The sequence below is a fragment of the Roseateles chitinivorans genome (assembly GCF_050632145.1).
GTDB classification, from domain to species: Bacteria; Pseudomonadota; Gammaproteobacteria; order Burkholderiales; family Burkholderiaceae_C; genus Roseateles; species Roseateles chitinivorans_B.
Genome location: NZ_CP192577.1, coordinates 6,067,273 through 6,092,014, shown reverse-complemented (window position 1 = coordinate 6,092,014; position 24,742 = coordinate 6,067,273). Strand labels below are relative to the sequence as shown.

Sequence of the window (24,742 nt, the reverse complement as noted above, 5' to 3'; positions counted from 1 at the left end):
CTGCGCGGGGCGCTTTCCCGGAGGCTTCCCGCCTGCCGGGAAGTCCCATGAAAACAGGCCCCGAGAGGGGCCTGCTCATTGGTGGGCATCGCGCGATGCCCGGTCCATGGTCACTTCGTCGTCAGGATCCACTTGGCGAGCTGTTCGGCCTCCGCCGGGTTGACCTGCGTGTTGGCCGGCATCGGCACCGGACCCCAGACGCCGGAGCCGCCCTTGATGATCTTCTCGGACAGCTTCTTCACCGCGTCCTTGTCGCCGGCGTACTTGGCCGCGACGTCCTTGTAGGCGGGGCCGACCAGCTTCTTGTCGATCGCATGGCAGGCCATGCAGTTCTTCTTCTGCGCCAGTTCCGGGCTGGCGAAGGCGCTGGGGGCGCTCAGCAGGGCGGCGAGGGCCGTGGCGATGAACAAGGCGTTTCTCATGGCATCCTTTCAGGTGTCGCCGGGCTTCCCATCCGCGTCACAATCGGATCTGCAGATTCGGCGCCACAATCGCCGCCGTGACATCAAGGGTCGCGACGCGGGTCGACGAGTGGCTGGGGAAATCTCCGGGCTCGCGCGATTGTAGTGGTGGGGGATGCGGCGCCCGGGGGCGCGCACGAGGAGAACGACGATGTGGTTGATGGTGATCGGTGTCTTGTTGATTCTTCTCAAGCTGGGCGATGTCGGCCCGTTTGAAACGCTGAGCTGGTGGTGGGTGCTGTCGCCCTTCCCGGTGGCCGTCGTGTGGTGGGAATTCGCCGACAAGACGGGCTACACCAAGAAGCGGGAGATGGACAAGATGGACGCGAAGAAGGAAGTCCGCCGTCAGCGGCAGCTCGACGCCATCGGCATGGGCGACAAGACACGCAAGAAGCGCTGATCACTCGACGTGCGATGCGACAGCGGGGCCCGAAGGCCCCGCTGTCGCATCTGCTGTCAGCTGCCGTGATGCGGCGCCGGATGGGCCGGCGCCAGCGCATCACTCGAACTTGTCGAGCACCGCGCCCGAGCTGGCGCTCGACGCATTCTTCGCGAACTTCGCCAGCACGCCGCGCGTGTAGCGCGGTGCGGGCTGCTTCCAGGCCGCCTTGCGGCGCGCGAGTTCCGCGTCGTCGACGTTGAGCTGCAGCAGCAGCCGCACCGCGTCGATGGTGATGGAGTCACCCTCGTGCACCAGCGCGATCGTGCCGCCCGCATAGGCCTCCGGCGCCACGTGGCCGACGACCATGCCCCAGGTCCCGCCCGAGAAGCGGCCGTCGGTGATCAGGCCGACGCTTTCGCCCAGGCCCTGGCCGATCAGCGCGCCGGTGGGCGCCAGCATCTCCGGCATGCCCGGGCCGCCCTTGGGACCGAGGTAACGCAGCACCATCACGTCGCCGGCCTTGATCTGGTTGGCCATGATGGCCGCGAGCGCCGACTGCTCGTCGTCGAAGACGCGCGCCGGACCGGTGATGACCGGGTTCTTGAGACCGGTGATCTTGGCGACGCAGCCCTCGGGCGACAGGTTGCCCTTGAGGATGGCCAGGTGGCCCTGCGCGTAGATCGGATCGGCCACGGCACGGATGACTTCCTGGTCGGGCGACAGGTCCGGCACGTCGGCCAGGTTCTCGGCGACGGTCTTGCCGGTGATCGTGATGCAGTCGCCGTGCAGCAGGCCGGCCTTCAGCAGCTGCTTCATGACGGCGGGGATGCCGCCGGCCTTGTGCAGGTCCACGGCCAGGAAGCGGCCGCTGGGCTTGAGGTCGCACAGCACCGGGATCTTCGTGCGCATGCGCTCGAAATCGTCGATGGTCCAGTCCACCTCGGCCGCATGCGCGATCGCCAGGAAGTGCAGCACCGCGTTGGTCGAGCCGCCGGTGGCCATGATGACCGCGACGGCGTTCTCGATCGCTTTCTTGGTCACGATGTCGCGCGGCTTCAGGTCGGCCTTGACGGCGGCGACCAGGTAGTCCGCGGCGCGCTTGGTGTTCTCGACGACCTCGTCCTCGACGTTGGACATGCTCGACGAGTAGGGCAGCGACATGCCCAGCGCCTCGAAGGCCGAGCTCATCGTGTTGGCGGTGTACATGCCGCCGCAGGAGCCGCTGCCGGGGATGGCGCGCTTCTCGATCTGGCAGAAGTCCTCTTCGCTCATCTTGCCGGCGCTGAACTGGCCGACCGCCTCGAAGACGCTGACGATGTTCAGGTCCTGGCCCTTGTAGTGGCCGGGCTTGATGGTGCCGCCGTAGATGTAGATCGCCGGCACGTTGGCGCGCAGCATGCCCATCATGCCGCCGGGCATGTTCTTGTCGCAGCCGCCGATCACCATCACGCCGTCCAGCCACTGGCCGCCGACGCAGGTCTCGACGCAGTCGGAGATGACCTCGCGCGAGACCAGCGAGTACTTCATGCCCTCGGTGCCCATGGCCATGCCGTCGGAGATCGTCGGCGTGCCGAAGAGCTGCGCGTTGGCGCCGGCGGCCTTCAGGCCGATGACGGCGGCGTCGGCCAGCTTCTGCAGGCCGGAGTTGCAGGGCGTGATCGTCGAGTGGCCGTTGGCCACGCCGATCATCGGCTTGCCGAAGTCGCCCTCCTCGTAGCCCATGCCGTAGTACATCGAGCGGTTGGGCGCGCGCGCGACACCCTCGGTGATGTTCTTCGAACGGCGGTTGGGCGCGTCGTCGTGAGGCGCAGTCGATGCGCTGCTGGAGGCGTTGTTCTTGGCGTCGGTCATGGTGTCGTCCTGGCGAGCGAGGCTTGGAGCGGCTGAGTATGCGTCTGGCCTTCTTGCGGGTCCAATATATAGTTGACGGCGTTTTGATTCATGTGATGTATCGATGATCGAGCTCCGTCCCTTGCGCCAGTTCCTGGTGCTGGCCGAGGAACTGCATTTCGGCCGCGCCGCCGAGCGGCTGCACATGACGCAGCCGCCGCTCAGTCTGGCCGTGCAGAAGCTGGAGGCGCTGCTGGGCGTCCAACTGCTGGAACGCGGCCGGCGGACCGTCGCGCTGACGGCGGCGGGGTTGGCGCTGGTCGAGGCGTCGACGCGTCTGGTCGAGCAGGCGGACCAGGTGCCCGCCCGCGTGCGCGCGGCGGCCAGCGGCGAGGCCGGGCGGCTGAGCCTGGGCTTCGTGTCGACCGTCGGCTACGGCGACATGCCGCGCTGGCTGCGGCTGTTCCGCGAGGCGCTGCCGGACGTTCAGCTCGCGCTGCGCGAGGCGACGCTCGATGTCCAGCTGCGCGGCTTCGAGACGGGCGAGCTCGACGCCGGTTTCGCCATCCACGCGCCCGGTGCCGAGCCGGCCGGCTTCGAGTGCCTGACGGTGTCGACCGAGCCGCTGGTGCTGGCGCATGCGGAGGACTGGGCCCTGGCGAAGGGCCGCAGCCCGTCCCTAGAGGACGTGCTGCGCGAGCCGCTGGTCGTGTTCCCGCGCGAGATCGCGCCCTCGCTCTTCGACGCCTTGCTGGGCTTCTACCGCGCACACGGCGCCACGCCGCACATCGCGCAGGAGGCCATCCAGATGCAGACCATCGTCAATCTCGTGTCGGCGGGCATGGGCGTGGCCTGGGTGCCGCAGTCGGTCTGCGCGCTGCAGCGGCCCGGCGTGCGCTACCGGCCGTGGCCGTCGGCCCGCGTGCCGGCCTGCGACACCAGCCTGATCTGGCGCCGGGACGCGTCGCCGGTCGTGCATCGTTTCGTCGACCACGTCCGCGGGCAGGTGACAGTCAAGGCGTGACCCCGCGCGGATCGGCCTCGAAGGGGCAGGTCCGGCCTGCAGGTTGCCGGTGGAGAACACGAAGGTGAAGTTCCGTATCCGGCATGCCCGGGGCATGCAGGCCCGGCGGACTTCTGCGACCATGCGCCGATGAAAGGACGCTTCCCGTGACAGCACCCCGCAACAACGACGACCGCCGCCGCGGCACCTGGCGACGCCTGATCGGTGCGATCTGCGTCATCACCGGGTTCTCGATGGTCATGAGCGTGGCCTTCGCGACGCCGGCCCATGCCGCGGTGCTCAAGGACGCCGAGCTGCAGGCGCTGCTCGACGCCGGCCGCGCGGACGATCTGGAGAAACTCGCCGCGCAGCGCGTGAAGGCCGACCCGGACGACCCGCAGGCGGTCGCCGCGCTGGCGCTGGCGCAACTGGACCTGGTCGACGGCGCGGTGCTGAAGCAGAACATCCAGCGGCTGGAGCAATGCGTGCAGCGCACGCCGAACGAGGGCGCCTGCCACTACGCGCTGGCGCTGGCGCTGGTGATGCAGGCGCGCGGCGGCAGCAAGTTCAAGGCGCTGGGCTCGCTGGGCCGCGTCAGCGACCTGGCGCAGCGCGCGATGACGCTGCTGCCCGACGCGCCCGAGCCGCGCAGCGCGCTGCAGCAGTACTACCTGGCGCTGCCCAGCTTCATCGGGGGCGGGGAGTCGAAGGCGCGCGCGCTGGAGCAGGACGTGAAGGACCCGGCGCAAACGAGCCTGATGCGTGCCCGGATAGCGGCCGCCAAGAAGGATTGGCCGGCCATGGAGAAGGCCTTGCGCGCGGTGCGCACGCAGCGGCCCGAGCTCTTGCTGGAGCAACGCGTGCTGTGGAGCGACTACGGTCGCAACCTGTTCTTCAGCGAGCAGAAGGAGCGGGCGGTGCCGTGGTTCGAGGAACTGCTCAAGAGCCAGCCCAACCAGGCGATGGGCGCCTACGGGCTGGGCCGCGCGTATGACGCGCTGGGCCAGTACGACAAGGCGGTGGCCGCCTTCGAGCGCGCCCGTGGCATGACGGGCGCCGAGCAACTCGGCCTGGACCGGCGCCTGGGCAGCGCGCTGGCGGGCAAGGGCGACAAGGCGGGCGCGCGTGCCGCGTTGCAGCGCTGTATCGACAACCGCCGCGGCAGCAACGGCGACATCGAGGACTGCCGCAAGCAGCTGGCCGCGCTTGGCGCGCCCTGACGCCGGCCTCGCGGGCGCTGCTCCCGTGCCATTTATGATTCGCGCCTTCTCGACGCGGTAAAGCTCCTTCATGTTGGTTCATCCCCAGTTCGACCCTGTCGCCATCAACATCTTCGGGTGGCCGATCCATTGGTACGGGCTGATGTACCTGACGGCCTTCGGCCTGTTCCTGTGGCTGGGCAACCGCATGGTGCGCAAGCCGTGGAACGCGGCGCGCGGCTGGACCCGCCGCGACATCGACGACCTGCTGTTCTACGGCGTGCTCGGCGTGGTGCTGGGCGGCCGTCTGGGCTACGTGTTTTTCTACAAGCCGGCCTACTACCTGAGCCATCCGGGCGAGATCCTGGCGGTGTGGCAGGGCGGCATGTCCTTCCACGGCGGGCTGCTGGGCGTGATCGTCGCGCTGGCCTTCTTCGCCTGGCGGCGCGGCTTCAATTTCCTTGAAGTCGGCGACATCGTCGCGCCGTGCGTGCCCACGGGCCTGGCCGCGGGGCGTCTGGGCAACTTCATCAACGGCGAGCTGTGGGGCCGTGCGGCCGATCCCGGCCTGCCCTGGGCGATGGTGTTCCCGCAGGCCAACGACGCGGTGCCGCGCCATCCCTCGCAGCTCTACCAGTTCCTCGGCGAGGGCGTGCTGCTGTTCATCGTGCTGTGGCTGTTCGCGCGCAAGCCGCGGCCGATGGCGGCGGTGTCGGGGCTGTTCCTGGTCGGCTACGGCGTGGCGCGTTTCGTCGTCGAGTACTTCCGCGAGCCCGACAGCTTCCTCACCCTCGACAAGCAGCCGCTGCACCTGAGCCAGGGCCAGTGGCTGAGCGCGCCGATGATCGTCATCGGCATTCTCATGATGCTGTGGGCCTACCGGCGCGCGGCACGTCTGCAGGCATCGCCGGCGACCCGCTGAGCGGCGCGCGATCCTCCTTCGAGACCCGACATGCGTCAGATCTTCTTCGATACCGAAACCACCGGCCTGAATCCTGAATCGGGCGACCGCGTCGTCGACATCGGCTGCGTGGAGATGGTGAACCGTCAGCTGACGGGCCGCCATCTGCACTTCTACCTGAACCCCGAGCGCGACATGCCCGAGGAGGCGTTCCGCGTCCACGGCCTGAGCATCGAGTTCCTGTCGGACAAGCCCAAGTTCGCGCAGATCGTCGACGAGTTCCTCGAGTTCATCCGCGACGCGGAGCTGATCGCGCACAACGCGGCCTTCGACGTCGGCTTCATCAACGCCGAACTCAAGCGTTGCGGCAAGGCGCCGCTGCACGAGTGCGTGGAGAGCGTGCGCGACACGCTGCTGATGGCGCGGGACATGTTCCCGGGCAAGGCGAACTCGCTGGACGCGCTGTGCCGCCGGCTGGAGGTCGACAACAGCAACCGCGGCCTGCACGGCGCGGTGAAGGATGCGGAGCTGCTGGCGGAGGTCTTCATCCGCCTGACGCGGGGTCAGGACTCGCTGGTCATCGACGACAGCGCGTCGTCGTCGGGCGAGGGCGGTCAGCTGGAGGTCGTGGCCATCGACTTCAGCGCGTTCGACCTGCCGGTGATCGCGGCGACGGCGGAGGAACTGGTGCTGCACGACAAGGCGCTGGTGGACCTCGACAAGGCCAGCGGCGGCAAGCGCATCTGGCAGGTGCCAGTGGCCGCTTGAGCGATCGCACCCAGCGGTGGGTCTGAGAGACGATCGTCAAACAGTTCTTGAAACGACTCAAATTCTCATGGCATAATCTTCGACTTTCCCGGACATCCAAAACGGCAGCGAAGCAGTGAGCTTGGCAGCGGTGGCGGACGACAAGACCGGGCGGTTAGCTCAGCGGTAGAGCACTGCCTTCACACGGCAGGGGTCGCAGGTTCGAACCCTGCACCGCCCACCAAAGTCTCTTCAGAGTCGCTTTGGATTCTTGTTGGAAGTTCAGAGAAAACCCGGTCCAGATACCGGGCGGTTAGCTCAGCGGTAGAGCACTGCCTTCACACGGCAGGGGTCGCAGGTTCGAACCCTGCACCGCCCACCAGATCAACCCCGTCAACGCAAGTTGGCGGGGTTTTTTCTTTGGTGGCGTGGCGGCTCACGGATGAACGAACTTGATGAGACCCACCATCGCGAAAATCGTTGCGATCTGTCCTCCAACGATCCAACGGATCAGCTCGGATCGCATGTGAGCCATCTCGCCTCGCACGCTAGCGATGTCGCCGCGAACGCTGGCGATGTCCTGCTTCAACTCCGCTCGGACGGTGACGATCTCACCACGCACGAGGGCAATCTCCTGCCGCAGTTCCGCGCGCACCATGCCGACCTCGCTGCGGACGCCGGCGATCTGGGACTTCAACTCCGCCATTTCCGTCCTGACCGTATACATGTCGGAGTTCTTGGCGAGATGGGATTGCTTGTCGTTCATGCGTTTCTCCATGGCGCTGTCGATCGATTCGGCGGCGTCGTCGGCGTCCTGCTGCGACGCACCGACCTGACGGAATGCCTTGTGCAATGCGAGCTTCATTGAGCGGCTCCTTCGCGTTGTGTACTGCGAGTTCTTGGGTGGGGTGGGCAATGATCATCCTGCGATCACGGGGTCTCGTCTCTCGCACATTTCAGTCATTTCTGGGGGCGGCGCGGAGAGAATCAGCGCATGCCTTCGCTACTGCCGCCCTCGCTCGTCGCCGTCGTTCCGCGCTGTCTGCAACTGTCGAGTCAGCCGGTGCCGGCCGGACTCGTTCCGCTGCGATTGGGCGACGTCACGATCGGCCGGGTGCATCCGATGCGCCAGGTCTTGCTCGGCGAGCTCTGGCCTGAACTTGAGCGCCTTGATGGCGCGTTGTGCTGGGATGCCGAGGCGCTCGATGTCGAGGCTCGTTCACGGCGCATCGGCGAGGTCGCGCTCGCGCTGAAGGCGCGCGGTGCCATCACCGGCTGGCGCGGCGAGCGCTACGCATGCGAGCGACCGGTCGAGGATCCCTGCACCGAGCGCGGCGAGGTGCTGTTCCGCCTGGAGCGCGCCGCCTTCCGCTTCTTCGGCCTGATGAGCCGCGCGGTGCACATCAACGGCTTCCTGCCGGGGGCGCGGCTCGTGTGCGGGCGGCGCGCGCTGTCGAAGGCGACCGACCCGGGCAAGCTCGACAACCTCGCCGCCGGCGGTCTGACCGCCGATGAAAGTCTCGTCGACTGCGCGCGTCGCGAATTGCTCGAGGAGGCCGGCGTCCCGATGACGATCAGCGCCGCGGTGCAGTCGCGAGGCGCCTTGCGCAGCACGCGCATGGAACCCGAAGGCCTGCATGACGAGGTGCTTCACGTCTTCAGCCTTCAGTTGCCCGCCGGCTTCACGCCTTGCAATGGCGACGGCGAGGTCAGCGAGTTCCTGACACTGGACCTGGAGACGCTCGCGCAACGGCTCGCGGCCGGCGAGTTCAGCCACGACGCCGCCGCGGTCAGTGCCTTCGGTCTCCAGCATCCGCACGCACTCGCCGATCTGCGCGCCTGAGCGCGGCAGCCTCGGCACAATCGCCGGCATGGATCAAGTCGATGCGGTGGTGATCGGGGCCGGCGTCGTCGGCCTCGCGGTCGGCCGGGCGCTGGCGATGCGCGGGCTGGAAACGCTGGTGCTCGAACGCGAGCTCGCCATCGGGACCGGCGTGAGCTCGCGCAACAGCGAGGTCATCCATGCCGGGCTCTACTACCCGGCGGGATCGTTGAAGGCGCGGCTGTGCGTGCGCGGCAAGCAATTGCTCTACGCGCATTGCGAATCGCACGGCGTCCCGCACCGGCGTTGCGGCAAGCTGGTTGTCGCAACGTCGGCGGAGCAACTGCCGGGACTGGCCGCGCTGCAGGCGAAGGCCGCCGCCAACGGCGTCGACGATCTGCGTTGGCTCACCCGCGAGGAAGCCCTCGCGCTGGAACCCCAACTGCAGTGCGAGGCCGCGCTGCTCTCGCCGTCGACCGGCATCGTCGACAGCCATGGGCTGATGCTCTCGCTGCAGGGCGATCTGGAGCGCCACGGCGGCGCGGTCGCCTTCGGCGCAGCGGTGACCGCGGTTCGTCGCGACGGCGCCGGGCATGTGGTCCACACCGACGACATGACACTCGGCGCTCGCATCGTCGTCAACGCGACCGGGCTGCATGCGCCAAGGGTCGCCGCCGCGATCGAGGGTCTCCCGACGCCGCCTGCCGCCCGCTTCAGCAAGGGCTGCTACTTCGCACTGCAGGGGCGGGCGCCGTTCTCGCGGCTGGTGTACCCGATGCCGCAGGACGCGTGGCTGGGCGTGCATCTGACGCTGGACCTCGGCGGCCAGGCCCGCTTCGGACCCGATGCCCAGTGGCTCGATGTTGCGCGTCCCGAAGACATCGACTACGCCGTCGATCCCACGCGGGCCGACGTCTTCTACGACGACGTCCGCCGTTATTGGCCTGCGTTGCCCGACGGCGCGCTGCAGCCGGCGTACAGCGGGGTGCGGCCGAAGATCCATGGGCCGCACGAGCCCGCGCCGGACTTCCGCATCGACGGTCCCGCCGAGCACGGCGTGCCAGGTCTGGTGAACCTGATGGGGATCGAGTCGCCCGGTCTCACGAGCGCGCTGGCGATTGCCGAAGAGGTCGCCGCACGCTGCGGTCTCGAGTGAGTTCGCGGTTGCTCGGGGACGGCAATGCACGAGGTTTGGACGCTTGCCGTCCGGGCCTCGTGCATTGGCGGCCAAGCGCTGGGAGTCGGCAGGTGGAATGGGCCCCGGCTCAATCCGCCGGCACGCGCAGCGCTCTGTCCCGTTCCTTCGCGATGCGAGCGGCGAAGTCCGCCGCTGATCCGCCCGTCGGCAGGTTGCTGACGTCGAGGATCTTCGAGCGGATCTCGGGCAGCCGCAGCGCTTCGTTGATCACCGCGTTGATCAGACGCAGGCGGTCTTCGGGCACGCCGCGCGGCGCGAAGAGGCCGAAGGTCGAGACCAGGTTCGCGTCGGGGAATCCGAGCTCGGCCAGCGTCGGTACCTCGGGCAGCACCGGCAGTCGCACCGGCGAGCCGATCGCCAGCGCCTTCAGCTTGCCCTGCCGCACGAACTGGAGCTGCTGCGACGCGACGTTCGAGGACAGCAGTTCGAACTGCCCGCCGATCGCATCGGTCAACTGCTGGCCGCCGCCCTTGTAGGGCACATGGATGATGTCGACGCGCGCCACGGCGCGCACCTGCGCCAGCACCATGTGGCCGACGGTCGCGTGGCCCGACGTCGCCCAGCGCAGCCGTCCCGGCGCGCGCCGCGCGGCGGCGATCATCGCGGCGAAGTCCTTCGGCTTGAACGTCGGGTGCGCGAGCACGAGCACCGGCGTGTCCATGATGCTGACGACCGGCGCCACGTCGGGCGTCGGCACGGCCGCCGAGGCGGTCGATGGGGGGATGAACACCAGCGGCGAGATCGCGCAGTAGGCCAGCGTGTGGCCGTCGGGCGCGGCGCGGGAGAGTGACTCCAGCGCGGTCAGCCCTCCGGCACCGGCCCGGTTCTCCACGATCACCGCCACCTTGAGCCGCGTGCTCATGTACTGGGCAAGGGCACGCGCGGTCTCGTCGCTGACGCCGCCGGGCGGGTAGGCGACGATCAGGTGGATCGGTCGCGCAGGCCAGGCATCGTTCGCGATGGGCGTGTTGCCTGTCTGAGCCTGCGCCAGCGGCGCAAGACCTGGCACCGCCGCGCACGCGACGGCATGCAGCAGTGCACGCCTACGCATCGCGGTGCTCCATCGCGATGCGCCGGGCCAGCGCCAGGAAGGTCGCCGTCGGACCCTCCTGATCGTGCGAGCGGTAGGCGATCGTCAGCGGCGCCTCCAGCCGCGCGTGTTTCTCCAGCGGCCGGAACACGATCGAGTGCGCATGCACGCCGCGCATCGACGCGGGCACCACCGTGATGCCGGCGCCGGCCGCGACCAGGTTCAGGTTCATCATCATCCGGTCGACCTCGACGAAGCTGCGAGGCTTGACACCGTCGCGCTCGCACAGCGACAGCAGGTTGGCGTAGAGGCCCGGCGCGCCGGGGCGGCGCACGAGGATCAGGTCCTCGTCCTCCAGCTCCGCCAGCGGCACCGGCGTGGACCCGGCGCGCGGCACCGTCGCGAGCCGGTGGTCCAGCGGCAGCGCCAGCAGCGCGGGCTCGGTGAGCAGCGTCTCGAAGCTGACGCCCTCGGGCTGCGCCACCGGCACGCGCAGGAAGCCGCAATGCAGCCGCGACTTCACGACCGCCTCGATCAGCCCGGCGGCGTGGTTCTCGGTCATCGTCAGCGCGATGCCCGGATGCTCGCCGCGGCAGGCGCGCAACACCGCCGGCGTGAACGCGTGCGCCGCCGCCGAACTCGTGAACCCGATCGCCAGCAGCCCGTGCTGGCCGCCGGCCAGCCGGTCCATGCGGTCGCGCATGTCGTTGTAATCGCGCAGCAGTCGACGCGCCTCGTCCAGGAACTGGCGGCCGCCGTCGGTCAGGCTCACGCCCTTCGGATGGCGATGCAGCAGGGCGATGCCCAGCTCCTGCTCCAGCGTCTTGATCTGCTGGCTCAGCGGCGGCTGCTGCATGCCGAGCAGCGCCGCGGCGCGCGTCATGTGGCCGGTCTCCGCGACCGTCACGAAATAGCGCAGATGTCGGAGGTCCATGTCTGCGTTGTCTCCTGGTCCTCGGGCTCGCCGCGGCTTTCCTCTGCGGAAGCTACGTACGTCCCATATTCAAAACGTCTCGGACTCTGCGGATCAGTGTATTTGACGCTATGGAGGGCGGTCACTAAGGTCCGGCCCGGATACCGAAGAAACGATTCAAGCAGGCGATCCAAGAACCGTCCGAGAACGGTCCCACTGCGGTCGGGTGAGCAGTACGACGAGCGGTCCCGAACGAGGACACGACGACAACCAGACGGAGACAACGTTGATGAACACGAAACGACATTCGAGGAACGCGGGGCATGCGCGCAAGGCTTTGGTCCTGGCCGCCGCCGCGGTGGGAGCAGCCGGCGCGGCGCACGCGCAGAGCGGCAGCAGCGTGCAGGTGTTCGGCCTGCTGGACATCGGCGTGCAGGCGCTGAAGGCCAGCGGCAGCGACACGCGCACCTTCGTCAACAGCGACGGCAACACGTCGAGCCGCTTCGGCGTGCGCGGCACGGAGGACCTGGGCGGCGGGCTGAAGGTCGGCTTCTGGCTGGAGTCGGCGGTGGCCGTCGACGACGGCACCAGCGGCGCGACCAGCACCAACAACAAGGACTCGGTCAGCGGCGGCCTGACCTGGGGGCGCCGCGCGACGGTGCAGATCTCGTCGGCCGACTGGGGCGAGCTGCGCCTGGGCCGCGACTACGTGCCGTCCTTCGGCAACCTGACCACGTCGATGCATCCGTTCGGCACGAACGGCGTCGGCAACTCCGGGATCATGTACTACCCGGTCCCCGCCAACGGCACGACGGCGCGCACCAACGTGCGGGCGTCCAATTCGATCGGCTACTTCACGCCCTCGGGCATCAACGGTTTCTACGGCCACGCGATGCTGGCGCTGGGCGAGCAGGGCGCAGGCCCGACCCGCAAGGACGGCCAGCTGACCGGCGTGCGCATCGGCTGGCGCAACGAGACCTTCAACGGCTCGGCCGCGATCTCCAAGACGCGCTACGCGACCGGCGACTACACGCAGAGCAACGTGGGCATGTCCTACCAGTGGGGCCCGGCCAAGCTGATGGCGCTGTGGGGTCGCAACGAGGTCGGCATCACCAGCACGACGGCCACCATGCTGGGCACGCAGTGGCAGGTCTGGCCGCAGGGCGAGCTGCGCTTCGCCTACACCTGGCTGAAGGCGAAGAACGTGGCCAGCGACGCCACGCACATCGCGATCGGCTACGTGCACGACCTGTCCAAGCGGACGGCGCTGTACACCAACCTCGCGAAGGTGGACAACAAGGCCCGCGGCGTGCGCTTCAACGTCGGCCTGGCGACGACGCAGCCCGGCGGCGACAGCGGCGGCTTCGAGGCCGGCGTGCGCCACAACTTCTGAGCCTCGCCTGACCCCTGTCCGACCCCTGTCGGACAGGGGCCTCACCTCGGCTTCAACCAGCAGCAACGAAGGAGCACGACCATGTCGACCACCATGTTCTCCGGCACTTCACGACGGACCCCGCGCCTGGCCGGCGCGGTCCTGCTCACGCTCGCGGCGCTGGGCGCCGCGGCGCCGCTCGCCGCGCATGCGGAGGCGACGAAGATCCTCTTCGTCGGCAACAGCTACACCTTCGGACGCATCGATCCGGTGATGAGCTACAACGCCGCCAACGTCCACGACCTGACGGCGGCGATGTACGCGAGCAACCCGAGCGGCGCCAACAGCTTCGAGCCCCATCCGTGGGGCGGCGTCGCCGGCATCTTCAAGCAGTTCACCGTGCAGGTCGGGCTGGACTACGACGTCTCGATCTCGGCGCGCAACGCGGCTTCGCTGCGTGGGCAGTTCCTCAACACCAACAACGCCGGGTGGGACCTGCGCGGCAACATCGGCTCGCAGGCCTGGGACAAGGTGGTGCTGCAGGAGCAGAGCGACGAGCCGCTGACCAAGCAGCCGGGTCTGGCATCCAACCCGGCCTACTTCAACACGTACACCAACCTGATCGAGAACTGGATCCACCAGGGCAACGCGCTGAGCTACCGCGAGCGCGACCTGATCGGCGGCACGAACGCGAGGTGCGCCGAGATCACCGGCGCGTCGACGGGCACCTGCTCGCTGCTGCGCAACGTGCCGGCGAATGCCAACGCCAACGCGAACGCCGACGTCTACCTGTACCAGACCTGGGCGCGGCCCAACCTGGTCAACGCGCCCAGCACGACGGTCACCGACGAGGACACCGGCGCGGTGACGCCGACGGGGCAACCCGCACCGTCGTTCTATCCGTCGCTGCAGGCGATGACCGACGACCTGAAGCAGGCCTATGCCGGTGCCGCGTTGATGGCGGGCGCGGACGGCTCGGGCGGCATCGCCGGCGTCGCGCCGGTGGGCGAGGCCTTCATGCGCGCGATCGCGGCGGGCGTCGCGACGCCCGACATGTATGCCTCGACGGCGATCACGGACGGGCTGCTCGACCTGTGGTTCGACGACGGCACCCATGCAAGCAAGTACGGGTCCTACCTGAGCGCGCTGACGCTGTTCGGCACGATCACCGGGCTGGATCCGGCGGTGCTGGGCCTGAACGAGATCGCCGCGCGCGACCTCGGCATCAGCGCGGCCCAGGCGCTGCTGCTGCAGCGCGTGGCGAGCGACCAGCTCGGTTTCGCCGCGGCGGTGCCGGAGCCGGAGACGCTCGCGCTGGCGGGCCTGGGTCTGGGCCTGTTGTGGATGATGCGCCGCGGTCGCCAGGAGCGACTGCCGGCAGGGGGCACGATGCCCGCAGTGCCTGCATGACCGCCACCGCGGTCCGGGCGTGATTCCTTTAGGGAGATGAGGATGCTGATGACACAAGGGGCCGGTGGCGGCGCGTGGACACCGACCGCACGGACGGCGACGATGGCGGCCGCAGCCGCGTTGGCGCTGGGCGTTCTTGGCCTGACGGGCTGCGCGCCCGTCGCCGTGGCGAAGAAGCCGGCGGGTCCGGGCTTCGACATGGCGCGGGAAGCCGCGCCGACCCCGACGGCCTGTCCGTCGGGTGTCGGCGAGGGCGCGAACTGCCTGTCGGGCACGGACAGCGCCGGCGCGATCTACATGATCGTGATGCCCAGGCAATGGAACGGCGACCTGGTCGTGCACGCGCACGGCGGACCGTTCCTCGGCGCGCCCACGATGAAGCGGGTGACCGAGGACGTCGAGCGCTGGACCATCATGCCGCGCCTGGGCTACGCCTTCGCGTCGTCGAGCTACCGCCAGGGCGGGGTCGCGGTGAGCGCCGCGGCCGAGGACAACGAGCGCCTGCGGCGCCTGTTCATCGACAAGGTCGCCAAGCCCAGGCACGTCTACCTGCACGGCCAGTCCTGGGGCGCCAGCGTGGCGGCGAAGGGCGCGGAGCTGTTCGCCGACGGCAAGCCCTATGACGCGGTGCTGCTGACCTCGGGCGTGCTGGGCGGCGGGACGCGGAGCTACGACTTCCGGCTGGACCTGCGCGTCGTCTACCAGTACCTCTGCCACAACCATCCGCTGCCGAGCGAGCCGCAGTACCCGCTCAACATCGGGCTGCCGGCGGACTCGCCGCTGAAGCAGGCGGACCTCGCCAAGCGTGTCGACGACTGCCTGGGCCTGAACAAGCCGGCGGCGGAGCGTTCAGCGGCGCAGACGGCGAAGATCAAGACGATCGTCGACGTGATCCACATCCCGGAGCGGAGCATCCAGTCGCATCTGAACTGGGCGACGTGGCACTTCCAGGACATCGCGCAGAAGCGCACCGGCGGCGCGAGTCCCTTCGGCAACGTCGGCGCGGTGTATGCCGGTTCCAGCGACGACGCGGCATTGAACGCCGGCGTGCTGCGCTACAAGGCCGACGCGAAGGCGGTGGCGACCTTGTCCGCCGACGCCGACCTGGGCGGCAGGATCCCGGTGCCGGTGCTGACGGTGCACGCGATCCACGACCCGACGGCGATGGTCGAGCTGCAGGAGAGCTTCGGTCGCACGATGGCCGCGGCCGGACGCGGCGACGCGCTGGTGCAGACCTTCACCGGCGACAAGGACCACAGCTACCTCAGCGACCCGACCTACGCGGCGCTGATGGAGGCGCTGACGAGCTGGGCCACGCAGGGCAAGAAGCCGACGCCGGAGTCCGTCGCCGCCGGCTGCGAGAAGGCCAAGGAGACGCTGGGTCAGACCTGCCGCTTCGAACCCAAGTACCAGGTCAAGGCGATCGACACGCGGGTGCCGAAGCGCGATCGGCCTTGAAGTGGCCTTGAAGCGACCTTGAGCAGTCGCTCACGCGGCGTCGACGACACCGGCCTTGCGCCGGTGTCCCCATTTTGGGAGAAGCGAAACGCCTTGATCAGGCGAAGAATCGGCCGGTCCGAATCGACAGGAGCCCGCCATGTTCACCGACCTGATCCGCACCGGCCGCGAAGACGTGCCGCAGGGCAACCGCCGTGACTTCATGGAGGCGGCCGCCGCGCTCGGGATCAGCGTGATGGCGGGGCCGGTGCTCGCGCAGACGGGGCAGGGCGGCGCGCCCGACCTGATCCTGCGCAACGGCCGCATCACGACAATGGATCCGGCCAGACCCGAGGCCACCGCGATCGCGCTGCGCGATGGCGTCGTGATGGCTGTCGGCACGGACGCGGAAATCGCGAAGCTCGCCGGCGCGAAGACGCGGGTCGTCGACGTCGAGAAGCGTCGCGTGATCCCGGGGCTGACCGACTCCCACATGCACATCATCCGCGGCGGGCTCAACTTCAACATGGAGCTGCGCTGGGACGGCGTGCGTTCGCTGGGCGCGGCGCTGCAGATGCTCAAGGACCAGGCCGCGCGTACACCCGCGCCGCAGTGGGTACGGGTGGTCGGCGGCTGGAACGAATTCCAGTTCGACGAGAAGCGCATGCCGACGATCGCGGAGCTCAACGCCGCCGCGCCTGACACGCCGGTGTTCGTGCTCAACCTCTACAACCAGGCTTTCTTGAACCGTGCGGCGCTGCGCGCCGTCGGCTACACGAAGGACACGCCGCAGCCCGTCGGCGCCATCATCGAGCGCGACGCGCGCGGCGAACCCACCGGCCTGCTGCTGGCCGAGCCCAACGCCTTCATCCTCTACAACACGCTGAACCTCGGTCCCAAGCTCGATCCCGAGCAGCAGCTCAACTCGACGCTGCACTTCATGCGCGAGGAGAACCGGCTCGGCGTGACATCGGTCGGCGACGCGGGCGGCGGCTTCCAGAACTACCCCGACGACTACGCGATCATCGACAAGCTCGCCAAGGAGAACCGGCTCACGGTGCGCATCGCCTACAACCTGTTCCCGCAGAAGGCGAAGCAGGAACTGGCGGACTTCCAGCGCTGGGCGAAGATGGGCCGGCCCGGCGACGGCAGCGACTTCTACAAGCTCAACGGCGCCGGCGAGATGCTGGCCTTCAGCGCGGCGGACTTCGAGGACTTCCTCCAGCCGCGCCCGGAGATGCCGGCGGCGATGGAGAACGACCTCGAAGGCGTGGTGCGTTTCCTCGCCGGCAACGGCTGGCCGTGGCGCATGCACGCGACCTACAACGAGACGGTGTCGCGCAGCCTGGACGTGTTCGAGAAGGTCCATCGCGACCATCCGATCGACAAGCTCGGCTGGTTCTTCGACCACTGCGAGACGGTGACCCCGCAGAACCTCGAGCGCATCAAGCGGCTGGGCGGCGGCATCGCGGTGCAGAACCGGATGTCGATGCAGGGCGAGTACTTCATCCGCCGCTACGGGCTGAAGGCGACGGCCGAGACGCCGCCGGTCAAGCGCATGCTGGAGATGGGCATCCCCGTCTCGCTGGGCACCGATGCGACGCGGGTCAACAGCTACAACCCGTGGCAGGCGCTGTACTGGCTGGTGTCGGGACGCACGATCGGCGGCACGCTGCTGTATCCGGAGGAGCGCCGGCTGGATCGCGTGGCCGCGCTGCGGCTGATGACGGCCGACGGCGCCTGGTTCTCGCGCGAGACCGGGAAGAAGGGCGTGCTGAAGCCGGGCGCGTTCGGCGACCTGGCGGTGCTGGACCGCGATTTCCTGACCGTGCCAGAGGACCAGATCCAGGACATCACGTCGGTGCTGACGGTGGTGGCGGGCAAGCCGGTGCACGGCAGCGGCGCGTATGCATCGCTCGCGCCGGCGCTGCCGCCGGCGATGCCCGACTGGTCGCCGGTGCGGACCTATGGCGGCTACCAGGCGCGCAGGCCGGCGGCGACTTCATCGCTGAGCGACGCCGAGCGCCGCTACCAGTACGCCGCGCAGTGCGCCTGCGCGAGCGGTTGTGGCGTGCACGGCCACGATCACACGGCGGTCGCCAGCGCGGCGCGCGATGCGACGTCGGCGCAGGCGTTCTGGGGCGCGATGGGGTGCAGCTGCTACGTGTGAACGGATCCCGCCGGCGGGGCAGTCACTCGATCGACAGCAGCGTCACCGATCGCGCCGGCAGCGTGAGGGTCCTGCCCAGCGTCCTGCGCTCGCCGCTCATGACGTCCACCGCCGTGTCGCCCTCGCGGACCATCTCGGGGAAGCGGGACAGGTCCAGCTCTCGCGGTGCCTCGGACTTGCTCATCACCAGCATCAGCCGCTTGCCGGCCAACCCCTTCGCGGCGTCGTAGCGGAACAGCACGTAGCTCTCCTCGAGCGGCGCGTACTGCATCAGCGCGCCGTCGTGCACCAGCGTCTCCGCCTTGCGCCAGTTCAGCAGCCGTTTCAGCCAGGCCTGCGCGCCGGCCTGGCGCTCGCCCAGTCCGGCGCCGGTGAACGCGTTCACCGCGTCGCCGGCCCAGCCGCCGGGGAAGTCGGCCCGCACCGCGCCGTCGTCGCGATGGCGCGGGCTGGTCATCAGGATCTCCGAGCCGTAGAAGAACTGCGGGATCCGCCGCACGAAGGACAGGTAGGCCCAGGCCATCTTCGTCAGCTCGAGGTCGTCGTGCAGCACGCTGTAGACGCGCGGCGTGTCGTGGTTGCCCTCGAACAGCACCAGGTTGGCCGGGTCCGGATAGACGAAGTCGTGCGCCAGCGCCTCGTAGAGCCGGGAGAAGCCGCCGTCGTGCGCGTCCTGCTGGTTCAGGCCGGCCAGCAGGGCCTCCTGCAGCGGGAAGTCCATCAGGCTCGGCAGCGACGACACGTAGCCGTCGTGGTTGTGCTTGCCCGCCTGCCAGTACGACACCACCGCCGGATGCGAGCTCCATTCCTCGCCGACGATGTTCAGCTGGGGGTACTCGTCCTTCAGGCGCCGGGACCACGCGGCCAGGAAGTCCTTGTCGGAATAGCTGTAGGTGTCGGTGCGCACGCCCGCCAGACCGGCGGTCTCGATCCACCACAGGCTCATCTGCGTCAGGTAGGTCGCCATCAGCGGCTGGCGCTGGTTGAGGTCGGGCATGCCCGGGCTGAACCAGCCGTCGCTGAAGCGCTTGCGGTCGCTGGGCGCGGCGTACGGATCCTGCAGCGACATGCGCGCGTGATGCGTCTCGGTGTACTGGGGCCAGGTGTTGACCCAGTCCGCCGTCGGCAGGTCGGCCATCCACCAGTGGTGCACGCCGATGTGGTTCAGCACGATGTCCTGGATCAGGCCGATGCCGTGGCGCCTGGCTTCTTCACCGAGCCGCACGTAGTCGGCGTTGCTGCCGAAGCGAGGATCGACCTGGTAGAAGTCCGTCGCGCCGTAGCCGTGGTAGCTCCACTTCGGGCTGTCGTTGACCGACAGCGGCGTCGGCCACAGCATCGTGAAGCCCATCGCGGCGATGTAGTCGAGGTGGGCGGTGAGTCCGGCGAGGTCGCCGCCGTGGCGGCCGCCCGGGTCGTCGCGGCGCAGGCCCTCGGCCAGGCCGGGCACCTCGTCGTTGCGCGGGTCGCCGTTGGCGAAGCGGTCCGGCACCACCAGGTAGATCGCGTCCTTCGGTCCGAAGCTCGCGCGCTGCGCCGAGCCCGCCGCGCGCTCGCGCAGGAGGTAGCGATGCTCGACGACGACCTGCCCGTCGCGCTTCAGGCGCAGCGTCAGGGGGCCGGGGCGGGCGGCGGCGTCGATGCGCAGATCGACGAACAGGTAGTTGGGGCTGTCGCCGCGGTGCGTGCCGACCAGCGTCACGCCCGGCGCCGGCACGAGTTCCGCCTGCAGCGCGCCGATGCCGGTGCCGTGCAGCATCAGCTGCAGGTCGGGCGACTTCATGCCGACCCACCAGTCCGGCGGCTCGACGTGGGCGAGCGTTACCGGGGCGGACGAGGAGACGGGCGTGACCGTCGCGGCGGCGGGAGTGTGCGTCATGACGAGAAGACTCAGGGCGAGGGAGAGGGGGAGGCGAAGGAGCGTGTCAGAGCCGACATCCTGCCCGCCCTTCAGCGAAGACGGAAGACCTGCACCGACAGCGGCGCGGCGGTCAGCGAGACCTGACCGCGCGCGTCGGTGGCGAGGGACGCGCGGGCGGGGAGGAGGGCAGGGGCCGTGGACGGGGCGGACGCGGTCTGGAGCAGCGGGCGCAGCCGTGCCTTCGGCGGCAGGCCGGGGAGCGTCACGTCGACGGTGTCCTGTCCGTAGTTGATGACGACCAGCACGCGCTGGCCCTGGTAGACGCGCTGGAAGCTGAGCAGTCGACCCTGTGCCAGCGGCGCCTCGTAGCTGCCGCGCGCGATCGCGGGCTGGCCGTTGCGCAGCGCCAGCATCCGCTTGTAGAAGTTCAGCAGCGACCCGGGATCCGCCGCCTGCGCCTGCGCGTTGTGCGTGGCGATGTTGGGCGAGGCCGGCCGGAACGGCGTGCCCGTCGAGAAGCCGCCGGACGCCGGCGTCCAGCTCATCGGCGCGCGCAGCGGCGCGTCGCCCGGCAGTCCGGCGACACCGGCCTGGCCGATCTCCTCGCCGTAGTAGATGAACGGCGTGCCCGGCAGCAGCAGGTAGGTCGCGGCGGCGAGCTTGTAGCGCGCCTCGTCGCCGTCGAACTGGTCCCAGGCCCGCTTGCCCGCGAAGATGTCGTGATTGCTCAGCATCGTGGCCATGGACAGCGGCGCTTCGGTGAAGAAGCGCGCGACCTTGGCGACCGCCTCGATGGAGCCGTCGCCGCCCTTGGCCGCATCGATCACCGCGCGTTCCAGTCCGAAGGCGAAGGCGCTGCCGCAGATGTCGTCGCGCGTGTAGACCTTGGGCTCGGCGGTCGCCTCGCAGACGACGAAGCGCCGCGGGTAGCGCTTGATCAGGCGCGTGAACTCACCCGTCAGCGCGCGGCTTTCCGGCTGGTCGTTCCACTCCTTCGCGCTGTTCTCGAACAGGTGAGGCACGGCGTCGAGCCGGTACCCGTCCAGGCCCCGGTTGAGCCAGAAGCGCAGGCTGTCCTCGTGGTACTTCACCACTGCGGGGTTGCGCATGTTGAAGTCAGGCATGTGCGGCCCGAACACGGCGAAGTAGCGCGGCGAGCCGGCGGGCGACTGGGGCGTCGATGCCGGCTTGGGCGGCGCGCTGGCGCCTTCCGGCACGTCGGGCACTTCCTCGCCGGGCAGGTACCACGGCGTCTTGCCCCAGATGTCCCAGTCCTTCAGCTCGCCCAGCGGCTGCGAGGTCCACACGAACCAGTCGCGCCACGGGCTCGCCGGATCCGCCGCCGCCGCGCTGAACAGCGGATGCTCGCGCGCGCTGTGGTTGATCACGTAGTCCATGACGACGCCGATGCCCCGCCGGTGGGCCTCGCGGATCAGCTCGTCGAAGTCGGCCAGCGTGCCGTATTGCGGCTCGATCGCGCGGTAGTCCGTCGTCGCGTAGCCGTGGTCGCGGTCGGCGCTCGCGGTGATCGGCATCAGCCAGATGCCCCGGATGCCGAGGTCCTTGAGGTAATCCAGCCGCTGCGTCACGCCACGCAGGTCGCCGATGCCGTCGCCGTCGCTGTCCTGGAAACCGCGCACGAAGATCTCGATGAACGCGCCGTGCTGCCAGCCCTCGGGCAGCGTGCCGCGCCCGCGGACCTCCTTCACCGGCGAGAGGTCCACCGACGCGGCGTCCGCCACCGGCGCATGCCCGCCCGCGGCCATCGCGACGGCCAGCAGCGTGGCGGCGGTGAAGGCGATGGGGTGACGGGTCATCTCGCGGTCTCCGGATCTTGTTGTCGTGTGTGTAGCAAAAGTACAAATTCCGGCGCGGCCTGAAGCCTCCTTCAAGGCGCCGTCGCGCCGCAGCATAGAAGGTATGGCCTATGAAGGGAAGTCCTGATCGTTCCTGTTTGTAGTTTTGCTACCATCAAAAACGAAGGCTGGTCTCACCCTCAGGCGGTGAGGCCGGCGGCAGAACAACACCTCGATGGAGATCCGATGGGCGTCCGCTCGACCTTGTCCCGCGCCTGGCCGCGTCTGACGGCATGGATGCTGAGCGGCCTGGCCGGCATGCCGATCGCCATCGCGGCAGCCGGTCCGACCGCCTTGACGGGTGGCCCGTCCCTCCAGCCCCTCCCGTCCCTCGCGGCCTGCGACGCCGGGCCGGCGACGGTGCTCGATCCGCAGTCGCCGCTGCTGGCGGCGACCACGCCGGCGGCGCCGCAGCCGGTGTGGCTCGACGCCTACCGGCTGCGCTGGCCGGGTCTGGTCCTCGCCGCGGGCGAGGTGGTCCGCTGGCATCACTCGGCGGGTGGCGGACTGGGCCTGAACGATGGGCGGATCTCCGGGGCCGACCGCAGTGCCACGCTTCGGGCCGTCGACGCGGCAAGTGCGCCATTGAGCGCGGCGACCGCCGCGCAGGCGGCCTATCTGGGCACCGGCGCGGAGTTCGCGCTGGAGGAGGGCGTCGATCCCGCAGCGCTGCAGCGCGGTCAGGCCTTGATCGCCGTCGAGGACGCGCAGGGACGGGTGCGGCGTTGGAGTCCCGCACAGACGGCCCGTGCGCTCGATGCGATCTATGCCGCCGCCGAGGGTGAGCCCGCGCTCGGCGTGACGGTGGCGCCGAAGGGGGCCGCCTTCAAGTTGTGGGCGCCAACGGCCGATCGTGTCGAGCTCTGCGTCTACGACGGCCCCGACCGCGCGGCCCGTGCGAGCCTGCCGCTGGGCCGGGACGACCGCACGGGGATCTGGGCCGTCGATACGGCGCGCCTGCCCGGCGCGTCCGGCGTGCACAGCGGCGCCTACTACCGCTACCTGGTGGAGGTCTTCGTGCCGGACGTCGGCCGCGTGCGCAACCTGGTGACCGATCCGTACTCGGTGAGCCTGTCGGCGGACTCGGCGCGCAGCTACGTCGCCGACCTGTCCGAGCCGCGCCTGCAGCCGCGCGGCTGGTCGGTCAGCCGCATCCCCGACCGCGTGAAGACGCCGACCGACATGGTCGTCTACGAGCTGCACGTGCGCGACTTCTCGCGCGACGACCGCAGCGTCCCCGCCGCGATGCGCGGCAGGTACCTGGCCTTCACGCAGTCCGGGTCGGCCGGCATGCGCCACCTGCGCGCGCTCTCCGCCGCCGGGATGACCGACGTGCACCTGCTGCCGGTCTTCGACCTGGCCACCGTGCCGGAGCGCGGCTGCGTGGCGCCGCGCGTGCCCCGGGCCGCACCCGACAGCGACGCGCAGCGGGCGGCCGTGATGGCCGTCGCCGACCGCGACTGCTTCAACTGGGGCTACGACCCGTACCACTACAGCGCGCCGGAAGGCAGCTTCGCCAGCGATGCCAACGACGGCGCGGTCCGCGTGCGCGAACTGCGCGCGATGGTGATGGGGCTGCACGCGGCCGGGCTGCGTGTCGGCATGGACGTCGTCTACAACCACACGTCCGCGTCGGGCCAGCATCCGCACTCGGTGCTGGACCGCATCGTGCCCGGCTACTACCAGCGCCTGGATGCGCTCGGCGGCGTCGAGCGCTCCACCTGCTGCGACAACACGGCGACCGAGCATCGGATGATGGGCAAGCTGCTCATCGATTCGATCGTGCTGTGGGCGCGCGAATACAAGATCGCCTCCTTCCGGTTCGATCTGATGGGCCACCAGCCGCGCGAGGTGATGGAACGGCTGCAGGTCCGACTCCGTCGCGAGCTCGGCCGCGAGGTGCAGTTGATCGGCGAGGGCTGGAACTTCGGCGAGGTCGCCGACGGCGCGCGCTTCGTGCAGGCCTCGCAGCGGTCGCTGAACGGCACCGGCATCGGCACCTTCAGCGATCGCGGCCGCGACGCGGTGCGCGGCGGCGCGGCGGGCGACGACGCCGCCACGTCGGCGCGCCGCCCCGGGTTCGTCGTGCCCGCGACCGCCGGCGACGCTGCCCGCCGCGAGGCGCTGATGCGCCAGGGCGATCTGCTCAAGCTGGCGATGGCGGGGACCTTGCGCACCTTCGATCTGGAGACCGCCGATGGTCGCCGCGTCGCGGGCGAACACCTGCCCTACGGCGACCAGCCGGCCGGCTACGCATCGGTGCCGGCGGAGGTCGTCAACTATGTCGAGAACCACGACAACCAGACGCTGTTCGACGCGCTGGTGCTGAAGCTGCCGCGCTCGACGAGCGCCGACGATCGCGCCCGCACGCAGGCGGTGGCACTCGGCATCAATGCGCTGAGCCAGGGCGTCGCCTACTTCCACGCCGGCGGCGAACTGCTGCGCTCCAAGTCGATGGACCGCAACAGCTACGACTCCGGCGACTGGTTCAACCGGTTGGACTGGCGCGGCCACGACAACGGCTTCGGCGCGGGACTGCCGCCGGCGGCCGACGACGGCCGGGACGACGCGCTGCTGCGACCGCTGCTGGCCGATCCGGCGATCAAGCCGGGACCGGCCCAGATCGACTGGACCCGGCGCGTGTTCCTCGATCAACTGCGGATCCGCGCGAGCACGCCGTTGTTCCGGCTTGCCGATCCGCAGGAGATCCGACGCCGGCTCGTCTTCCACAACACGGGCCCGGGCCAGCAGGCGGGGGTGATCGTCGCGCGGCTCGACGGCACGGGGCGCGCGGATGCAGTCTTCGAGCGCGTGCTGGTTGTCGTCAATGCCACGGCCGAGGCCGCCGCGCTGGCGCTGCCCGCGGAGGCCGGCTTCGGCTGGCGCCTGCATCCGGTGCAGCGCGCCGCCGGCGCGGCCGATGCGCGCGTGCGTGAGCAGTCCCGGGTCGACGGCGCCCGTGGGGACTTCCAGGTGCCGGCGCGCAGCGTCGCGGTGTTCGTGGTCGAGCGTCGGTGAGCGTGGCTGAGCCTGGCTGAGCCTGGCTGAGCCTGGCTGAGCGCCTCCGGCCGGCGGGAGACCCCGCCGCGCTGGACCTTTGCCGGCCGGCTTTCAAGCCCGGGATCACCCCATCCGTCGCATGGGGCAACG

At 69.6% G+C, this 24,742-nt stretch carries 19 protein-coding genes and 2 tRNA genes; 14 read left to right on the top strand and 7 right to left on the bottom strand.

Annotated elements, in window-relative coordinates:
* Positions 1-110: 110 nt before the first annotated feature.
* Positions 111-422: a c-type cytochrome gene (locus tag ACQ86G_RS27935; RefSeq protein ID WP_431258312.1), complete on the bottom strand. Its 312-nt coding sequence runs from the start codon at positions 420-422 to the stop codon at positions 111-113.
* A gap of 190 nt (positions 423-612) precedes the next feature.
* Between ACQ86G_RS27935 and ACQ86G_RS27930 the strand changes: the two genes are divergently transcribed.
* Entirely contained in the window at positions 613-861 is a 249-nt protein-coding gene (locus tag ACQ86G_RS27930; protein WP_431258311.1) for a TIGR04438 family Trp-rich protein, read from the top strand.
* Positions 862-960: 99 nt separating this feature from the next.
* Here the strand turns inward: ACQ86G_RS27930 and ilvD are convergent, their stop codons facing one another.
* Complete coding sequence (gene ilvD, locus ACQ86G_RS27925) at positions 961-2,694, bottom strand: dihydroxy-acid dehydratase (RefSeq protein WP_431258310.1); 1,734 nt, start codon at positions 2,692-2,694, stop codon at positions 961-963.
* A 103-nt stretch (positions 2,695-2,797) separates the two neighbouring features.
* Here ilvD and ACQ86G_RS27920 point away from each other — a divergent pair, with 103 nt between their 5' ends.
* The 6 genes from ACQ86G_RS27920 to ACQ86G_RS27895 all read left to right on the top strand — a co-directional run bounded on the left by ACQ86G_RS27920 (position 2,798) and on the right by ACQ86G_RS27895 (position 6,905).
* Positions 2,798-3,697 carry a LysR family transcriptional regulator gene (locus ACQ86G_RS27920; RefSeq protein WP_431258309.1) on the top strand — a complete coding sequence of 300 codons (900 nt, stop codon included), beginning with the start codon at positions 2,798-2,800 and terminating at the stop codon, positions 3,695-3,697.
* Positions 3,698-3,843: 146 nt separating this feature from the next.
* Positions 3,844-4,896, top strand: a complete 1,053-nt coding sequence (locus ACQ86G_RS27915; protein WP_431258308.1) for a tetratricopeptide repeat protein — start codon at positions 3,844-3,846, stop codon at positions 4,894-4,896.
* 70 nt (positions 4,897-4,966) lie between these two features.
* Positions 4,967-5,797: a prolipoprotein diacylglyceryl transferase gene (gene lgt, locus ACQ86G_RS27910; protein WP_431258307.1), complete on the top strand. Its 831-nt coding sequence runs from the start codon at positions 4,967-4,969 to the stop codon at positions 5,795-5,797.
* A 30-nt stretch (positions 5,798-5,827) separates the two neighbouring features.
* Positions 5,828-6,544 carry a DNA polymerase III subunit epsilon gene (gene dnaQ / locus ACQ86G_RS27905; RefSeq protein ID WP_431258306.1) on the top strand — a complete coding sequence of 239 codons (717 nt, stop codon included), beginning with the start codon at positions 5,828-5,830 and terminating at the stop codon, positions 6,542-6,544.
* A 148-nt stretch (positions 6,545-6,692) separates the two neighbouring features.
* A tRNA-Val gene (locus ACQ86G_RS27900) sits at positions 6,693-6,767 on the top strand.
* 63 nt (positions 6,768-6,830) lie between these two features.
* Positions 6,831-6,905: transfer RNA gene (locus ACQ86G_RS27895), tRNA-Val, on the top strand.
* A gap of 54 nt (positions 6,906-6,959) precedes the next feature.
* Here the strand turns inward: ACQ86G_RS27895 and ACQ86G_RS27890 are convergent.
* Positions 6,960-7,388, bottom strand: a complete 429-nt coding sequence (locus ACQ86G_RS27890) for a hypothetical protein (protein WP_431258305.1) — start codon at positions 7,386-7,388, stop codon at positions 6,960-6,962.
* 129 nt (positions 7,389-7,517) lie between these two features.
* On the opposite strand from ACQ86G_RS27890, the gene ACQ86G_RS27885 reads away from it, so the two are divergent.
* Together ACQ86G_RS27885 and ACQ86G_RS27880 are read left to right on the top strand one after the other, a co-directional pair.
* Positions 7,518-8,366, top strand: a complete 849-nt coding sequence (locus ACQ86G_RS27885; protein ID WP_431258304.1) for a DUF4743 domain-containing protein — start codon at positions 7,518-7,520, stop codon at positions 8,364-8,366.
* Positions 8,367-8,394: 28 nt separating this feature from the next.
* Positions 8,395-9,501, top strand: a complete 1,107-nt coding sequence (locus tag ACQ86G_RS27880; protein WP_431258303.1) for an NAD(P)/FAD-dependent oxidoreductase — start codon at positions 8,395-8,397, stop codon at positions 9,499-9,501.
* A 109-nt stretch (positions 9,502-9,610) separates the two neighbouring features.
* Here ACQ86G_RS27880 and ACQ86G_RS27875 read toward each other — a convergent pair whose 3' ends face one another.
* Together ACQ86G_RS27875 and ACQ86G_RS27870 are read right to left on the bottom strand one after the other, a co-directional pair.
* Positions 9,611-10,594, bottom strand: coding sequence for a Bug family tripartite tricarboxylate transporter substrate binding protein (locus ACQ86G_RS27875; RefSeq protein ID WP_431258302.1), 984 nt, complete (start codon positions 10,592-10,594; stop codon positions 9,611-9,613).
* Positions 10,587-11,507 (bottom strand): LysR family transcriptional regulator, encoded by a 921-nt coding sequence (locus ACQ86G_RS27870; protein ID WP_431258301.1) that lies wholly within the window; start codon positions 11,505-11,507, stop codon positions 10,587-10,589. Before ACQ86G_RS27870 ends, ACQ86G_RS27875 begins: the two co-directional genes overlap by 8 nt.
* A 268-nt stretch (positions 11,508-11,775) precedes the next feature.
* Between ACQ86G_RS27870 and ACQ86G_RS27865 the strand changes: the two genes are divergently transcribed.
* From ACQ86G_RS27865 to ACQ86G_RS27850, 4 genes are all read left to right on the top strand, one after another.
* Entirely contained in the window at positions 11,776-12,879 is a 1,104-nt protein-coding gene (locus ACQ86G_RS27865; protein WP_431258300.1) for a porin, read from the top strand.
* Between the two features lie 81 nt (positions 12,880-12,960).
* Complete coding sequence (locus tag ACQ86G_RS27860) at positions 12,961-14,268, top strand: PEP-CTERM sorting domain-containing protein (RefSeq protein WP_431258299.1); 1,308 nt, start codon at positions 12,961-12,963, stop codon at positions 14,266-14,268.
* Between the two features lie 102 nt (positions 14,269-14,370).
* Positions 14,371-15,726, top strand: a complete 1,356-nt coding sequence (locus ACQ86G_RS27855; RefSeq protein WP_431261513.1) for a hypothetical protein — start codon at positions 14,371-14,373, stop codon at positions 15,724-15,726.
* Positions 15,727-15,961: 235 nt separating this feature from the next.
* The gene (locus tag ACQ86G_RS27850) at positions 15,962-17,875 is read left to right on the top strand and encodes an amidohydrolase (protein ID WP_431261512.1); all 1,914 of its coding nucleotides are present in this window, start codon (positions 15,962-15,964) and stop codon (positions 17,873-17,875) included.
* Between the two features lie 22 nt (positions 17,876-17,897).
* On the opposite strand, the gene ACQ86G_RS27845 is transcribed toward ACQ86G_RS27850, so the two are convergent.
* Together ACQ86G_RS27845 and ACQ86G_RS27840 are read right to left on the bottom strand one after the other, a co-directional pair.
* Positions 17,898-19,754 (bottom strand): glycoside hydrolase family 13 protein, encoded by a 1,857-nt coding sequence (locus ACQ86G_RS27845; protein WP_431258298.1) that lies wholly within the window; start codon positions 19,752-19,754, stop codon positions 17,898-17,900.
* 71 nt (positions 19,755-19,825) lie between these two features.
* Positions 19,826-21,553, bottom strand: a complete 1,728-nt coding sequence (locus tag ACQ86G_RS27840) for an alpha-amylase family glycosyl hydrolase (RefSeq protein WP_431258297.1) — start codon at positions 21,551-21,553, stop codon at positions 19,826-19,828.
* Positions 21,554-21,778: 225 nt separating this feature from the next.
* Between ACQ86G_RS27840 and ACQ86G_RS27835 the strand changes: the two genes are divergently transcribed.
* Positions 21,779-24,610 carry an alpha-1,6-glucosidase domain-containing protein gene (locus tag ACQ86G_RS27835; protein ID WP_431258296.1) on the top strand — a complete coding sequence of 944 codons (2,832 nt, stop codon included), beginning with the start codon at positions 21,779-21,781 and terminating at the stop codon, positions 24,608-24,610.
* The last annotated feature ends 132 nt before the right edge of the window (positions 24,611-24,742 follow it).

Coding starts and splice junctions, on each gene's coding strand:
- ACQ86G_RS27935 (WP_431258312.1), bottom strand. CDS start 422: ATGAGAAACGCCTTGTTCATCGCCACGGCCCTCGCCGCCCTGCTGAGC.
- ACQ86G_RS27930 (WP_431258311.1), top strand. CDS start 613: ATGTGGTTGATGGTGATCGGTGTCTTGTTGATTCTTCTCAAGCTGGGC.
- ilvD (WP_431258310.1), bottom strand. CDS start 2,694: ATGACCGACGCCAAGAACAACGCCTCCAGCAGCGCATCGACTGCGCCT.
- ACQ86G_RS27920 (WP_431258309.1), top strand. CDS start 2,798: ATGATCGAGCTCCGTCCCTTGCGCCAGTTCCTGGTGCTGGCCGAGGAA.
- lgt (WP_431258307.1), top strand. CDS start 4,967: ATGTTGGTTCATCCCCAGTTCGACCCTGTCGCCATCAACATCTTCGGG.
- dnaQ (WP_431258306.1), top strand. CDS start 5,828: ATGCGTCAGATCTTCTTCGATACCGAAACCACCGGCCTGAATCCTGAA.
- ACQ86G_RS27890 (WP_431258305.1), bottom strand. CDS start 7,388: ATGAAGCTCGCATTGCACAAGGCATTCCGTCAGGTCGGTGCGTCGCAG.
- ACQ86G_RS27885 (WP_431258304.1), top strand. CDS start 7,518: ATGCCTTCGCTACTGCCGCCCTCGCTCGTCGCCGTCGTTCCGCGCTGT.
- ACQ86G_RS27880 (WP_431258303.1), top strand. CDS start 8,395: ATGGATCAAGTCGATGCGGTGGTGATCGGGGCCGGCGTCGTCGGCCTC.
- ACQ86G_RS27875 (WP_431258302.1), bottom strand. CDS start 10,594: ATGCGTAGGCGTGCACTGCTGCATGCCGTCGCGTGCGCGGCGGTGCCA.
- ACQ86G_RS27870 (WP_431258301.1), bottom strand. CDS start 11,507: ATGGACCTCCGACATCTGCGCTATTTCGTGACGGTCGCGGAGACCGGC.
- ACQ86G_RS27865 (WP_431258300.1), top strand. CDS start 11,776: ATGAACACGAAACGACATTCGAGGAACGCGGGGCATGCGCGCAAGGCT.
- ACQ86G_RS27860 (WP_431258299.1), top strand. CDS start 12,961: ATGTCGACCACCATGTTCTCCGGCACTTCACGACGGACCCCGCGCCTG.
- ACQ86G_RS27855 (WP_431261513.1), top strand. CDS start 14,371: ATGGCGGCCGCAGCCGCGTTGGCGCTGGGCGTTCTTGGCCTGACGGGC.
- ACQ86G_RS27850 (WP_431261512.1), top strand. CDS start 15,962: ATGGCGGGGCCGGTGCTCGCGCAGACGGGGCAGGGCGGCGCGCCCGAC.
- ACQ86G_RS27845 (WP_431258298.1), bottom strand. CDS start 19,754: ATGACGCACACTCCCGCCGCCGCGACGGTCACGCCCGTCTCCTCGTCC.
- ACQ86G_RS27840 (WP_431258297.1), bottom strand. CDS start 21,553: ATGACCCGTCACCCCATCGCCTTCACCGCCGCCACGCTGCTGGCCGTC.
- ACQ86G_RS27835 (WP_431258296.1), top strand. CDS start 21,779: ATGGGCGTCCGCTCGACCTTGTCCCGCGCCTGGCCGCGTCTGACGGCA.